This window comes from Alsobacter sp. SYSU BS001988, from assembly GCF_054796215.1.
Genome location: NZ_JBTAMK010000017.1, coordinates 71,814 through 85,911 on the forward strand (window position 1 = coordinate 71,814; position 14,098 = coordinate 85,911).

At 69.5% G+C, this 14,098-nt stretch carries 13 protein-coding genes; 9 read left to right on the plus strand and 4 right to left on the minus strand.

The features are described 5' to 3' along the window. Nucleotides 1–7: 7 nt before the first annotated feature. Nucleotides 8–274 carry a BolA family protein gene (locus ACYVO7_RS22250; protein ID WP_460451968.1) on the minus strand — a complete coding sequence of 89 codons (267 nt, stop codon included), beginning with the start codon at nucleotides 272–274 and terminating at the stop codon, nucleotides 8–10. A 148-nt stretch (nucleotides 275–422) separates the two neighbouring features. Between ACYVO7_RS22250 and ACYVO7_RS22255 the strand changes: the two genes are divergently transcribed. From ACYVO7_RS22255 to ACYVO7_RS22270, 4 genes are all read left to right on the plus strand, one after another. Continuing rightward, nucleotides 423–1,049, plus strand: a complete 627-nt coding sequence (locus tag ACYVO7_RS22255; protein WP_460451969.1) for a J domain-containing protein — start codon at nucleotides 423–425, stop codon at nucleotides 1,047–1,049. A gap of 170 nt (nucleotides 1,050–1,219) precedes the next feature. Next, complete coding sequence (gene cobS, locus ACYVO7_RS22260) at nucleotides 1,220–2,206, plus strand: cobaltochelatase subunit CobS (RefSeq protein WP_406855147.1); 987 nt, start codon at nucleotides 1,220–1,222, stop codon at nucleotides 2,204–2,206. A gap of 35 nt (nucleotides 2,207–2,241) precedes the next feature. Continuing rightward, nucleotides 2,242–4,149: a cobaltochelatase subunit CobT gene (gene cobT / locus ACYVO7_RS22265; protein WP_460451970.1), complete on the plus strand. Its 1,908-nt coding sequence runs from the start codon at nucleotides 2,242–2,244 to the stop codon at nucleotides 4,147–4,149. Then, complete coding sequence (locus tag ACYVO7_RS22270) at nucleotides 4,146–5,192, plus strand: esterase-like activity of phytase family protein (protein WP_460451971.1); 1,047 nt, start codon at nucleotides 4,146–4,148, stop codon at nucleotides 5,190–5,192. The genes cobT and ACYVO7_RS22270 overlap by 4 nt, the downstream gene beginning before the upstream one ends. Before the next feature lie 30 nt (nucleotides 5,193–5,222). On the opposite strand, the gene ACYVO7_RS22275 is transcribed toward ACYVO7_RS22270, so the two are convergent. Next, nucleotides 5,223–5,834: a queuosine precursor transporter gene (locus ACYVO7_RS22275; protein ID WP_406855150.1), complete on the minus strand. Its 612-nt coding sequence runs from the start codon at nucleotides 5,832–5,834 to the stop codon at nucleotides 5,223–5,225. Nucleotides 5,835–5,928: 94 nt separating this feature from the next. Beyond that, nucleotides 5,929–6,231, minus strand: a complete 303-nt coding sequence (gene rpmB, locus ACYVO7_RS22280; protein ID WP_406855151.1) for a 50S ribosomal protein L28 — start codon at nucleotides 6,229–6,231, stop codon at nucleotides 5,929–5,931. A gap of 325 nt (nucleotides 6,232–6,556) precedes the next feature. Between rpmB and ACYVO7_RS22285 the strand changes: the two genes are divergently transcribed. The 5 genes from ACYVO7_RS22285 (at nucleotide 6,557) to ACYVO7_RS22305 (ending at nucleotide 13,137) form a co-directional block, all read left to right on the plus strand. Then, the gene (locus ACYVO7_RS22285) at nucleotides 6,557–7,438 is read left to right on the plus strand and encodes a DUF3108 domain-containing protein (protein WP_460451972.1); all 882 of its coding nucleotides are present in this window, start codon (nucleotides 6,557–6,559) and stop codon (nucleotides 7,436–7,438) included. A gap of 510 nt (nucleotides 7,439–7,948) precedes the next feature. After that, nucleotides 7,949–11,410 carry a helicase-related protein gene (locus ACYVO7_RS22290; RefSeq protein ID WP_460451973.1) on the plus strand — a complete coding sequence of 1,154 codons (3,462 nt, stop codon included), beginning with the start codon at nucleotides 7,949–7,951 and terminating at the stop codon, nucleotides 11,408–11,410. A 6-nt stretch (nucleotides 11,411–11,416) separates the two neighbouring features. Next, nucleotides 11,417–11,734, plus strand: coding sequence for an RNA-binding S4 domain-containing protein (locus ACYVO7_RS22295; RefSeq protein ID WP_460451974.1), 318 nt, complete (start codon nucleotides 11,417–11,419; stop codon nucleotides 11,732–11,734). 139 nt (nucleotides 11,735–11,873) lie between these two features. Then, on the plus strand, nucleotides 11,874–12,212 hold the full coding sequence (gene fdxA / locus ACYVO7_RS22300; protein ID WP_460451975.1) for a ferredoxin FdxA: 339 nt from the start codon (nucleotides 11,874–11,876) through the stop codon (nucleotides 12,210–12,212). 328 nt (nucleotides 12,213–12,540) lie between these two features. Beyond that, nucleotides 12,541–13,137, plus strand: a complete 597-nt coding sequence (locus tag ACYVO7_RS22305; RefSeq protein ID WP_460451976.1) for a CarD family transcriptional regulator — start codon at nucleotides 12,541–12,543, stop codon at nucleotides 13,135–13,137. 90 nt (nucleotides 13,138–13,227) lie between these two features. Here ACYVO7_RS22305 and ACYVO7_RS22310 read toward each other — a convergent pair whose 3' ends face one another. Next, nucleotides 13,228–14,091, minus strand: coding sequence for a dienelactone hydrolase family protein (locus tag ACYVO7_RS22310; protein WP_460451977.1), 864 nt, complete (start codon nucleotides 14,089–14,091; stop codon nucleotides 13,228–13,230). Nucleotides 14,092–14,098: the final 7 nt, after the last annotated feature.

Here is a 14,098-nt window from a genome sequence, read left to right on the forward strand (position 1 = left end):
GGGCCGGCTACTCCCCCGGCGCCCTGGCGCTGATCGCCAGGGCGTGGACGCGGCCGGCCAGCTCGTCGGCCAGGACGGCGTTCACCATGCGGTGGCGCTCGACCCGGGACTTGCCGGCGAAGGCGTTCGACACCACTTTGACGGTGAAGTGAGTTTCGCCTCCTTCCCGCCACCCTGAGTGGCCCAGATGGCGATCCGAATCGTCGGCCACCTCCAGCTCCAGCGGAGCCAGGGCGCGGGTCAGCTTCTCGGTTATCGCGTCCTTAACGCCCATCGGTCAGCCTCTTTGGTCGGGATCGGTCCTGATCAGGCAGCCACGATGTGGCCGCGATGTCGCGGCCTCCTCGCCAACGACGCGATACGGACCATCCGTGTCGCACCCGTCTTGCCCCGATCGTCCGACACCTCATAATGCCAGCGTCATGAATCTCAACTCGCCCATTTTCGACCGCATCCGAAGCCGCCCCCGCCGGGCCGAGCAGGCGCAGCCCAAGAGCGCCAGCCAGAACGGCCCGCGCTGCGAGCATCCGGGCTGCCAGGGCGCGGGCGAGCACCGGGCCCCCAAGGGCCGGTCCAACGAGGGCGAGTACTGGCGCTTCTGCCTGGAGCACGTGCGCGAGTACAACGCCTCCTACAACTACTTCGCCGGCATGACGGACGACGCCGTCGCCCGCTACCAGAAGGAGTCGCTGGTCGGCCATCGCCCGACCTGGTCCATGGGCGTCAAGGCGCCCGGCAAGGGTCCGGGCGCGCCGGAGGCCAGCACGGAATTCGTCTTCGAGGACCCGCTGGGCGTGTTCCGCGCCGCCGGCTTCGCCCATCGGGCGGAGGCCGAGCCGCGCAAGCCGACCGTGGGTCCGGTCGCCCGCAAGGCCTATGACGCGCTCGGCCTCGACGAGACCGTGGACGCCGCCACCGTGAAGGCCCGCTACAAGCAGCTCGTGAAGCAGGTCCATCCCGACGCCAATGGCGGCGACCGATCCCTCGAGGATCGCCTGCGCGAGATCATCAACGCCTACAACACCCTGAAGGCCGCCGGCCGGGCCTGAGCCCGTCCCGGCGCCGACGCAGGGCGGCCCAGCGCGCCGCGCATAAAGGCCGCAATTCCCGGGGGCTGTCGCGAATTGCTTCGCGTCGCCGCAGCCTCTAAACAAGGTTCGGGCTCAAGGCCGCCGAGCCGGGCCCCGGGGTTGTCCCCGTCGTTCGTCTGTGAGGATCCATGTCTGCCACGACTGCACTGGCGCCGGGGCTGCCGGACACGACGGTGTCCGCCCGCAAGCTTTTCAACATCGGACTCGACATGGACGTGCCGGCCTATTCCGAGCCGGACGCGCATGTTCCCGATCTCGATCCGGACTATCTGTTCGACCGGGACACCACGCTGGCCATCCTGGCGGGCTTCGCCAAGAACCGCCGCGTCATGGTCACGGGCTATCACGGCACCGGCAAGTCGACCCATATCGAGCAGGTCGCGGCGCGCCTGAACTGGCCCTGCATCCGCATCAATCTCGACAGCCACGTCTCGCGCATCGACCTCGTCGGCAAGGACGCCATCGTCCTGAAGGACGGCAAGCAGGTGACCGAGTTCCAGGACGGCATCCTGCCCTGGGCGCTGCAGAACAACATCGCGCTGGTGTTCGACGAATATGACGCCGGCCGCCCGGACGTGATGTTCGTGATCCAGCGCATCCTGGAGATTTCCGGCAAGCTGACGCTGCTGGACCAGAAGCGCGTGATCCGGCCGCACGGCGCGTTCCGGCTGTTCGCCACCGCCAACACGGTGGGCCTGGGCGACACGTCCGGCCTCTATCACGGCACGCAGCAGATCAACCAGGGCCAGATGGACCGGTGGTCCATCGTCACCACGCTGAACTACCTGCCGCACGACAAGGAAGTCGACATCGTGCTCGCCAAGGCGAAGCACTACACCGGCAAGGAAGGCCGCGACATCGTCAACAAGATGGTGCGCGTCGCCGACCTCACCCGCAACGCCTTCATGAACGGCGACCTGTCGACCGTCATGAGCCCGCGCACGGTGATCACCTGGGCCGAGAACGCCGACATTTTCAAGGATATCGGCTTCGCGTTCCGCCTCACCTTCCTGAACAAGTGCGACGAGCTGGAGCGGCCTTTGGTCGCCGAGTTCTACCAGCGCTGCTTCGGGCACGATCTTCCCGAAAGCGCCGTCAACGTGGCGCTGACCTGAAGGCCTGACGAGAGGCCGAACCTCCAAGAGGCCGAATGAGCTCCTCCAACCGCAAGCCCGCACAGCCGAAGGAAGCCCCCGCCGAGCCCTTCAAGCGTTCGGTCGCGGGGTGCCTGCGGGCGATCGCCCGGCAGCCGGAGCTGGAGGTGACCTTCGCGTCGGACAGGCCGGCCCTGACGCCGGACCGGGCGCGCCTCGCCGAGCCGCCGCGCAAGATGACCGCCGCCGACGCCGCGATCGTGCGCGGCCAGGCCGATTCGATGGCGCTGCGGCTGGCCTGCCACGACACCGCCGTGCACCGGCGTCTCGCGCCCGAGGGCCAGCAGGCCCGCGCCGTCTATGACGCGGTCGAGCAGTCGCGGGTCGAGTCGATCGGCTCGCGCCGGATGGCCGGGGTCGCCTCCAACCTCACCGCGATGCTGGAGGACCGCTATCACCGCGGCGCCTATCACGAGATCACCGACCGCGCCGACGCGCCGCTGGAGGACGCCGTCGCCATGATGGTGCGCGAGCGCCTCACCGGCCTCAAGCCCCCGCCCGCGGCGCAGAAGATCGTCGATCTCTGGCGTCCCTGGGTGGAGGAGAAGGCCGGCAAGGACCTCGACAAGCTCGTCTCCAACCTGGAGGACCAGCGCCACTTCGCCCGGTCCGTCCGCGAGATGCTCGCCAGCCTCGACATGGCCGAGGACTCCAGCCTCGACCCGGAGGACAGCGAAGACCAGGACGATTCGAACGAGCAGAGCCAGGACCAGCAGCAGCAGGACGGCGAATCGGAGGAGCAGTCGGCCTCCGAGCGCGCCGAGATGGAGCGCTCCGAAGAGGCCTCCGAGGAGATGGAGGAGGGCCAGTCCGAGACCTCCGAGGGCCCCACCGGCGAGATGCCGGAGGACTCCGACGAGGCGGAAGGCGACGAGCCGTCGGAAGCCTGGCGGCCGCCCGTGTCCAGCGCCCGCGAGGCGCGCGGACCGGACTACAAGGCCTTCGTGACCCGCTTCGACGAAATGATCGGGGCCGAGGAGCTGTGCGACGCCGACGAGCTGGCGCGCCTGCGCAGCTATCTCGACAAGCAGCTCGGCCATCTGCAGGGCGTCGTCGCCCGCCTGGCGAACCGCCTTCAGCGCCGCCTCATGGCGCAGCAGAACCGCGCCTGGGAGTTCGATCTCGAGGAGGGGTCGCTTGATCCCGCCCGGCTGACCCGCATCGTCATCGACCCGTTCCAGCCGCTCTCGTTCAAGCGCGAGAAGGACACCAATTTCCGCGACACCGTGGTGACGCTGCTGATCGACAATTCCGGCTCCATGCGCGGACGGCCGATCACGGTGGCGGCGACCTGCGCCGACATCCTGGCCAGGACGCTCGAACGCTGCGGCGTCAAGGTGGAGATCCTCGGCTTCACGACGCGCGCCTGGAAGGGCGGCCAGTCCCGCGAGGCCTGGCTCCAGTCGGGCAAACCCGCCAATCCGGGCCGCCTGAACGACCTGCGCCACATCGTCTACAAGCAGGCCGACGCGCCGTGGCGCCGGGCCCGGAAGAATCTCGGGCTGATGATGCGCGAGGGGCTCCTGAAGGAGAACATCGACGGAGAGGCGCTCGACTGGGCCCACAAGCGGCTGCTCGCCCGCAGCGAGCAGCGCAAGATCCTGATGATGATCTCGGACGGCGCGCCGGTGGACGACTCCACCCTGTCGGTGAACCCGGGCAACTATCTCGAGCGGCACCTGCGCTGGATCATCGAGGAGATCGAGACCCGGTCGCCCGTGGAGCTGATCGCCATCGGCATCGGCCATGACGTGACGCGCTACTACCGCCGCGCGGTCACGATCGTGGACGCCGAGGAGCTCGGCGGCGCGATGACCGAGAAGCTGGCCGAGCTCTTCGATGACAAGGCGACGCCCCCCAAGGTCGTCGCGGCTCCGCGCAGGGCCGCGGGCGGCCGGGGATGAACCACGACCGGCGCGCGTTCGGCCGCGGCGTGCTGTGCGCCGGCGCCCTCGCCGTCGCGGCGGCGACGCGGGCCAGCCCGGCGCTGGCCGCCTCCGGCCCCAAGAGCGGCCCGACCGAGCAGCAGCGGCTCGAGATCCGCGCGCGCCCGGTCGAAAGCTTCTCGATTCTGGCGCCGGAGGTGAGGCGCTTCGGCGCGCTGGAGTTCATCGGCGGGCTCGACCTGTCCAGCGACAATCCGCATTTCGGCGGCTGGTCGGGCCTGTCCGTCAGCCCTGACGGCCAGCGCATCCTCGCCATCAGCGACGTGGGCTCCTGGCTGACCGCCCGGATCGCCTATGCGGAGATGACCCCGACGGGGCTTGCGGACGCGGTCCTGGCGCCGGTGCTGGGCGCGGACGGGACGCCGTTGTGGAAGACCGACGCCTGGGACAGCGAGTGCGTCTGCGTCCATGACGGCGTGGCCTATGTCGGCTTCGAGCGCGTCCACGAGGTGCGGCGCTTCGAGATCGCCCGCGACGGCCTGCGCGCGCGGGGGCAGATCGTCCCCGTCCCGCCCGCCGTCAAGACGCTGCGGGGCAACCGCAGCCTCGAGGCGATCGGCGTCGCCACGGCCGGAGCCCTCGCCGGGAGCCTCGTCACGATCGCCGAGCGGGCCGCGAAAGGCCCGGAATCGCCCACCAAGGGCTGGATCCTGACAGGCGCCCTCAAGGGCGAGTTCAAGGTCGCCCGGCACGACGACTTCGACGTGACCGACCTCGCCTTCCTGCCCGGCGGCGACATGCTGCTGCTGGAGCGCAGTTTCGGCTGGCTGGACGGCGTCGGGATGCGGATCCGGCGGATCGCCGCCGGGGCGATCAGGCCCGGCGCGGTCCTGGACGGACCGACGCTGATCCACGCCACCATGCGCCAGCGCATCGACAACATGGAAGGCCTGAGCATCCATGTCGCGGCCGACGGCTCGACCGTGCTGACGATGATCTCCGACGACAATTTCTCGTTCCTGCAGCGCACCACCCTGCTGCAGTTCCGCCTCGTCGGGTGAGCCGCCCCGGCGAGCCGGGCCATCGCGGCCTCAGCCGGCCGCCTGGGGCTTCAGCTTCTCGACCGGCATGATCACCGACATCAACGCCCCATAGGGCAGCAGCGCCAGCAGGGCGATCAGCACCTTCACGCCGAAATCGCTGATCGCGAGGCTTTGCCACAGCGCCATCGGGTGCTGTCCGAGGAACGGGATGAGCGCCGACATCTCGGGGTCTCCCGCGAAGGCGATGGAGAAGAACAGCGCCGTGTCGACCGCCGAGCCCAGCAGGCTGCCGACCAGCGGCGCGCGCCACCACGCCTGGCGGCGCAGGGTGTTGAACACCGTCACGTCCAGGAGCTGGCCGACCAGGAAGGCGGTTCCCGACGCCAGCGCGATCCGGGGCGTCGCCAGCGCGATGGAGAGGATGACGGCGAGCACGAACCCGACCGCCACGAGCTTGCGGGCCGTCGTGACGCCGTAGCGGCGGTTCGTGAGGTCCGTCACCAGGAAGGACACCGGATAGGTGAACGCGCCCCAGGTCAGGTAGTCCTGCAGCCCCAGGAAGCCGAACGGATGCTGGACCAGGATGTTCGACGCCACCACCACCAGCGTCATCGCCGTGACGGGGAGCGCGAGGGACCGGACTTCGGCGTTGATCGACATCGGCGTTCTCCCGGGCGGACCAGCAGGACCTATGCGAAAAGCCCCGCCGGACCGGGCGAGGCTTTCACGCAGAAGGCGGAATGGGTCGGCGCGCTTACTGCGCGGCGACGGCCGCGTCGGCGGACTTCTTGGTGATCTCGCGCTTCAGCTCGCGCACGTTCTGCGAGAGGTCCTCGTCCGAGGCCTTCTTCAGGAACGCGTCGAGGCCGCCGCGATGCTCGACCGAGCGCAGGGCGTGGGCCGACACCCGCAGGCGCACGCCCTTCTGCAGCGCGTCCGACTGGAGCGTCACATGCAGCAGGTTCGGCAGGAACCGCCGCTTGGTCTTATGGTTCGAGTGGCTCACCAGATGTCCGCTCTGGACACCCTTGCCCGTCAACTCACACCGACGCGCCATGGTCGATCGTCCTTATGTGTCTAAGCTTCCGCAGTCGCCCTGAGCCCGACGAGCACCCTCGCCGATAGACAGAAGGCGGCCGAAGCCGCCGCCGGGAACCACGCAGCATTCAATGGTCGGTGCTCTATAGTGGCGGGCCATGCCAGCGTCAACCCGGCAGATGCCTCCCGCGGATTGCGTCGCTTCGCGTGTCGCATTCGCCCGCCGGGGCGAGAATCAGTCATGATTACCCCATGGCGCCCCGCCACGAAACCGACTTGATCCGGCGCGAGACAGGACCCCGATCCTCGTCACGCGGCGGCCGAGCCGCAGAGACATGCGACTGATGACGATGCCCCCCCTCCGCCGCGCCCTCCCCCGGACCCGCGCCGCGGCCCAATGCTTCGGGATCGCGGCTCTGGCCGCGGCGCTCTCGGGAACGGCGCGCGCCGAGACGGTCGACATCCAGTACGGACTCACCCTCGCGGGCCTGCCGATCGGCACGGCGTCGCTCGCCGGCGCGCTGACGCGCGACGCCTACAAGCTGGACGTGAAGGCGCGCATGACCGGCCTCGCCGGCATGCTGACCAGCGGGCGGGGCGCGGGGACCGCCACCGGCGTCAACGCCGGCGGCAAGCTCCTGCCCTCCACCTACGCGCTGACCTCGGGCGGCGGCAGCCAGGTCTACACGGTCCGGATGGCGCTGAAGGCCGGCGACGTCGCCGCCGTCGACATCAGCCCTCCCCTGGACGCCAAGGTCGACCGCGTGCCCGTGCTGGAGACGCACAAGCGCGGCGTGCTCGACCCAGTCAGCGCGCTGCTGTTTCCCGTGGCCGGACGTGGGCCGCTGCTGGAGCCAGCCTCCTGCAACCGCACCATCCCGGTCTTCGACGGCGCCGGCCGCTTCGACGTGACCATGAGCTTCTCGGAGACGCGGCAGGTCGACGTGCCCGGATACAAGGGCCCGGTGCTCGTCTGCGCGGCGCGGTACAATCCCATCTCCGGCCACCGGGTGAACCGCAAATCGACCCAGTTCATGGCCGACAACCGCGACATGGAGGCGTGGCTCGCCCCGGTGGACGCGGCCCACACGCTCGTTCCGGTCAAGATCGCCGTCCGGACCCAGGTGGGGACCACCGTCATCGAGGCGACCCGGTTCAGCGTCGGGCGGGCCGCAGCCGTTCCCGGCGGGTCGACCACGGCGTCCCGAACCGCTCCGGCCGAGTAGGACCCGGTTTCCCGATTCAGCACCGTCCCTTAACGGCCGACCGGCCCGCACGGCGTCCGGCGACGTTTCCGCCGTCGCCTGTGGGCGTTGGAATCATGCGTAGATCTGCCCTTCGTACGGGATGCGTTCTGCATTGCGTCCAATCGTTAAAATCCGTGCGAAGTTTTTCCCTCATCGACGTAAAGCTCTCGTTCATCGGAGCCGAGTCTTTCCGCCTCGCGGTCCTGCCGGACTGAGTCACGCCGGATAGCCGGGATTCTCTCGTCCGGATCGCCGTCTGGTAGGGACCAGAGTAGATCCTGTCCACATCTTGGGGTGAACGAAACTAGACTCACGCCGAGTCACCGATTCGGGCCCGGTTCGTTCCAGACTCGTTCGCCTCTCGAAAAACTTTGGCCCGGCCCGCGGGCGATGTGCTACAGGGAGGCCCCGCCCCGCCCAGACGCCCTGGAGCGCCCCGGCCGCGCTGACGCTCGCAGCCGTCCCTGCTCTTTCCCATATCCAGGACCGATGCTGCCTCGCTCACTCCCGACATCTGTTCGCGCGCGCGGCGTCACGGCCGTGCTCGGGCCGACGAACACCGGCAAGACGCACCTGGCGATCGAGCGGATGGTCGCGCATGGCGGCGGCCTGATCGGCCTGCCCCTGCGCCTGCTGGCGCGCGAGGTCTATCAGCGGCTCGTCGAGCGGACCTCGGTCGACGCCGTCGCGCTGATCACCGGCGAGGAGAAGATCAAGCCGCCCGGCGCGCGCTTCTGGGTCGCCACCGTGGAGGCGATGCCGCGGGACCTCGAGACCCCCTTCGTGGCGATCGACGAGATCCAGATCGCGGCCGACCGCGACCGCGGGCACGTTTTCACCGACCGGCTCCTGAACATGCGCGGCCGGGCCGAAACCCTGCTGATTGGCGCCGCCACCATGAAGCCGCTGATCGAGCGGCTGCTGCCGGGCGCGAACATCGTGTCGCGGCCTCGGCTCTCCAGGCTTACCTTCGCGGGGGAGAAGAAACTGACGCGGCTTCCGCGGCGCAGCGCCATCGTGGCGTTCTCGGCCGAGGAGGTCTACGCGATCGCAGAGCTGATCCGCCGCCAGCGCGGGGGAGCCGCCGTGGTCATGGGCGCGCTGTCGCCCCGCACCCGCAACGCCCAGGTGGCGCTCTACCAGTCGGGCGACGTCGACTACCTCATCGCCACCGACGCGATCGGGATGGGGCTGAACCTCGACGTCGACCACGTCGCCTTCGCGGCGGACCGGAAATTCGACGGCGCCATGCACCGCCGGCTCAACCCGGCGGAGTTCGGCCAGATCGCAGGACGCGCGGGACGGCACCTCCGGGACGGGACCTTCGGCACCACGGGGCGGTGCGAGCCCTTCGACACCGAGCTTGTCCGCTCGCTCGAGGACCACGCCTTCGACGCGGTGAAAGTCCTGCAATGGCGCAATCCCGAGCTCGACTTCCGCACCGTCGCCCGGCTGGTGTCCTCCCTGGAGCGAAATCCCGCCGAACAGGGCCTGACCCGGGCCCTCGCGGCCGACGACGTCATCGCGCTCGAAACCGTCTCGCACGACGAGGACCTCAAGCGCTTCGCCGCGAGCCCGGAGGCCGTCTCGCGGCTGTGGGACGTGTGCCAGGTGCCGGATTACCGCAAGGTCGCGCCCGCCGCGCATTCGGACCTCGTCGCGACCATCTTCCGCCAGCTGATGCGCGACGGCCGCCTCTCGGACGACTGGTTCGCCAGCCGCGTGAAGGAGGTCGACCGCACCGACGGGGAGATCGACACGCTGTCCGCGCGCATCGCGCAGGGCCGCACCTGGACCTTCGTGGCGAACCGTCCGGATTGGTTGCGTGATCCTGAGCATTGGCAGAGGGTCACCCGTCAGGTAGAGGACAGGCTGTCGGACGCCTTGCATGAGCGTCTGGCGCAACGTTTTGTGGACCGCCGCACGAGCGTGCTCATGCGGCGTCTGAGAGAGAACGCGATGCTCGAAGCGGAAATCACGGCGGCGGGCGACGTGCTCGTCGAAGGCCATCATGTTGGCCGTCTGCACGGATTCCAGTTCGCGCCGGATCCGCAGGCTGGCGGATCCGAGGCGAAGGCGCTTCGCAACGCGGCGATGAAAGCGCTCGCGGGCGAGATCGAGACCCGCGCGTCCCGGATCGCGGGCGCGGGCGACGACCAGTTCGTCCTCGCCAATGACGGGTCGGTCCGCTGGCAGGGGGAAGTCGTCGCCAAGCTGACGGCCGGCGACAAGCTGCTGGAGCCTCGGCTGCGGCTGCTGGCCGACGAGCAGCTGACGGGCGGCGCGCGCGAGCAGGTCCAGGCCCGGCTCGACCTCTGGATGAAGGCTCATGTCGAAAAGCTGCTCGGCCCGCTGCTGAAGCTGGAGGCGGCCGACGGCCTCAGCGGCATCGCGCGCGGCCTCGCCTTCCAGATCTCCGAGGCGCTCGGCGTGCTGGAGCGCTCCAAGGTCGCCGAGGAGATGAAGCATCTCGACCAGGAAGGCCGCGGCAGCCTGCGCAATTTCGGCGTCCGCTTCGGCGCCTACCATCTCACCGTGCCGGCGCTCCTGAAACCCGCGCCGCGCGGGCTCGCGGCCCAGCTCTGGGCGCTGAAGCACGGCGGCCCCGAGCCCAAGGGCCTGGACGACATCCTGCACCTGGCGTCCTCGGGCCGGACCTCGATCCCGGTGGACAAGGAGGTCGCGCGCGGCCTCTACCGCGCCGCGGGCTTCCGCGTGTGCGGCGAGCGCGCCGTGCGCGTCGACATCCTGGAGCGTCTGGCCGACCTGATCCGGCCTGCGATCCATTACCGGCCCGGCGTCACGCCCGGCGAGCCGCCGGCCGGCGCCGCCGACGGCGAGGGTTTCGTCGTCACGACCGCCATGACGTCGCTGTGCGGATGCGCGGGCGAGGACTTCGCCTCCATCCTCCGCTCGCTGGGCTATCTGGTCGACCGCCGTCCCGGGCCGGCCATCACGGTCCCGCTCGTGCCGGCCGCCGCCAAGGCGCCCGCCCCCGCTGCGCCGGCGGCTGAACCCGTGACCGAGGCGCCCGCATCGGCGCCGCAGGAGGCCGCCGCCCAGACGGACGACGCCGCTCCGCTCGACGCAGGCTCGGCGGCCGCCGAGCCGACGCCGCTGGACGCCATCGCGGCGGATTTCGCCTTGGGCGGAGTCGAGCCTGAGGCCCGCGACGCCATCCCGGTCGAGACCGAGGCGGCCCCTGACCTTCCCGCCTCGGACGAAGCCCTCGCGGCCCAGCCCAGCGTGGACGTCGCCGGCCAGGAAGCGACCGCCGACGGCGCCGCCGAGCCGGTCGCGTCCGAGACCGTCGCCCAGGAGAGCCCGGCGGAGGCGCAGCCTGCGGACGCGGAGTCCACGGCCGGGCAGGCCGAAGCGGCGGCTCCGGCGCTGATCGAGATCTGGCGGCAGCACCGCCACCATGGCGGCCAACGCCCCGCGCATCAGCGTGGACAGAGGCCTGGCCGCGGCGGCGAGCGGGCGTCGGTCGACGGCGCCGCAGCCGAAGGCCGGCAGGATCGCGGTCCGCGTCCCGACCGCGGCCCGCGGCCGGATCGGGGCCCGAGGCCCGACCGAGGCCCCAGGCCGGAGCGTGGCCCGAGGCCCGAACGGGCCCCGGCAGCCGACGGCCAGCCCGCCGAGGTCGCAGCCGCGCCGGACTCAGGGCGGCCCGAGCACCGCGGCCCGCGCCGGGACTTCGACAACCGCGGCGGCAAGTCGGGGCCGCATCGCGGCGGCAAGCCGGGCGATCCGCGCTCGGGCGACGGCTTCCGCAATGGCGGCCAGAAATTCGGCGGCCCGAAGCCGGGCGGCGGCGCCGGGCGTCCCGGCAAGCCGGGCGGCTGGACGGAGAGGCCGCCGCGCGAGAAGACGCCGGATCCCAACTCTCCCTTCGCCAAGCTTCTCGCCCTGAAGGCGGAACTCGAGGCGAAACAGGGCGAAAAGGGCTGAATTCGCGTGGCGCGCCGCAACGGCTCCGACAAAGGGTCGGACGACCGCGGGCCGGACAACGCCGCCGACCGTCAGCGCCTCGACAAATGGCTCGTCTACGCCCGGTTCGCGAAGACCCGCACCGTCGCGTCCGACCTGATCGAGAGCGGGCGGATCCGGCTCAACGGGGGTAGGATCACCAATCCGGCGCGCGGGCTGGCGATCGGGGACGTGCTGACCATGGCGCTTCCGCACGCCACCCGGGTCGTGCGGGTTCTGGCGGTGGCCGAGCGTCGCGGCTCCTTTCCGGACGCGCAGGCCCTGTACGAGGATGTCGCGCCTTGAGCGCGACCGCGCTTGGTCGTCTTGCAACAGCGTGGGTTCTCGGCTACGCAACGGCAGCGCTGAGGGAGCCTGCCGGCGCGATCGCGAAACTGGCTCGTGGATGCCCAAAGCCGGCCTTGACCCGGCCCGGGAGTTTGCAATGACGTACGTCGTCGTCGAAAACTGCATCAAGTGCAAGTACATGGACTGCGTGGAGGTGTGTCCGGTGGACTGCTTCTACGAGGGCGAGAACATGCTCGTCATCCACCCGGACGAGTGCATCGACTGCGGCGTGTGCGAGCCCGAATGCCCTGCCGAGGCCATCAAGCCCGACACCGAATCCGGCCTCGATCCCTGGCTCAAGCTGAACGCCGAATACGCCAAGAGCTGGCCCAACATCACCGTCAAGCGCGACGCCCCGGCGGACGCCAAGGAGCACGACGGGGAGGCCGGCAAACTGGACAAATATTTTTCGCCGAACCCCGGCGAGGGTGATTGACGTCAAGCTGAGTCGTGACTTTGCAACGCGGAGTCGCAACGGGAACAGGGCGATTGCGCCTTGAAACCTTTGATTTACCCACCATTTTGTGTTAGCGTCCGGGTGTAGTCGATTACCTCCGGCGCGCTTTGCCTCATTCTGAATCTTCCAATCAGAAAAACCCACTTGGGCTGAGTGGGTGCGGCATGCGTTTTTGAACTTCGGCTGAAATCCATAACGGCGTGAGTATCGAAATTCACGCTGCGGGGTATCTTGCGTCGGCGTTCGCGTCGACCTTCGCGTGTGGCAGCCGGGCGGTTCAGCCCGGCCTCAGGGAGATGACCTGAATATGACGAACGCTAAGAAACATTCCAATCGCCACGGTTACAAGACGGGTGAATTCGTCGTGTACCCGGCGCATGGGGTCGGGCAGATCATGGCGATCGAAGAGCAAGAAGTCGCCGGGTTCAAGCTCGAGCTTTTCGTCATCTCCTTCGAGAAGGACAAAATGACCCTCCGCGTGCCGACCGCCAAGGCCACGTCGGTAGGGATGCGCAAGCTCGCCGAGAACGCCCTCGTGGCCAAGGCGCTGGAGACCATCACTGGCCGTGCGCGCATCAAGCGCACCATGTGGTCGCGTCGCGCGCAGGAATACGAGGCGAAGATCAACTCCGGCGACCTGATCGCCATCGCCGAAGTGGTGCGTGACCTGCACCGGTCCGACGCGCAGCCCGAGCAGTCCTATTCCGAGCGCCAGCTCTACGAGGCCGCGCTGGACCGGATGGCCCGCGAGGTGGCCGCCGTCAACCGCCTGCACGAGACCGAAGCCCTCAAGCTGATCGAGGCGCAGCTCGCCAAGTCGCCGAAGCGCGTCAAGGGCGCGGAGGCGGAAGCCGAGGTCGAGGCCGCCAACGAGGGCGAGGACGAGCAGGAAGAGGCCGCCTGATCGGCGGGTCCGCTTCGTCAGGTTCAAGAGCCCGGCTTCGCGCCGGGCTCTTTCATGTGGCGCGCCCGTCGATCGGGCCGCCGGCCGCCCTCAAGCGAGGGTCTCCTTGAGAAACGCGACCGTGCGGTCGAAGGCCAGGGTTGCGGCGGCCTGGTCGTAGCGTTCGGCGCTGGTGTCGTTGTGAAAGGCGTGGTTCACGCCTTCATAGACATGGATCGTGTGCGGCTCGCCGGCGGCTTTCAGCGCCGCGTCGTAGCCGGCCATGCCGGCGTTCACGCGCTGGTCCAGACCCGCATAGTGCAGCAGGAGCGGCGTCTTGTAGCGGCCCACCGCCTCGGTGGGCGGGGCCACGCCATAGAAGGCCACGCCCGCCCCGAGCCTCGGTTCGCGGGTCGCCAGGACGTTGACCATCCCGCCGCCCCAGCAGAAGCCGACAGCCCCGACCTTGCCGTTCGCATGCGGGTTCTCGCGCAAGAGGGTCAGCATCGCGCCGGCCTGCTGGACGACGCTCTCGCCGCTCAGCTTCGCGAACAGGTCTCGCGCGGCGTCAGCGTCCTCCGGCGTTCCGCCCAGCGGCAGCAGGAAGTCGCCCGCCAGCGTCACGAAGCCGGCCACCGCGAAGCGGCGCGCCACGTCCTGGATGTGGGGGTTGAGTCCGCGGTTCTCGTGGATCACGATCACGGCGGGATGGCGGGCGTCGTCCTTCGGACGCGCCAGATAGCCGGACACCCCGACGTTGGCCACCGAAGTCCTGATGCGCTCGGTCACGATCCTGCCGTCCGTCTCGGGAACCAGAGCCGCGCGGGCGTAGTTCGGTTCGAGAACGGCCAGAGCCGCCCCAGCGGCCGCGGCGGAGCCAGCCAGGGCGCTGAGCCTTTCCAGGAACGTCCTCCTGGCCAGCGGCTTGTGGGTGTACTCGTCGTAGAGGTCGATGATTTTCTGATCGAGGGACATGCCGGAA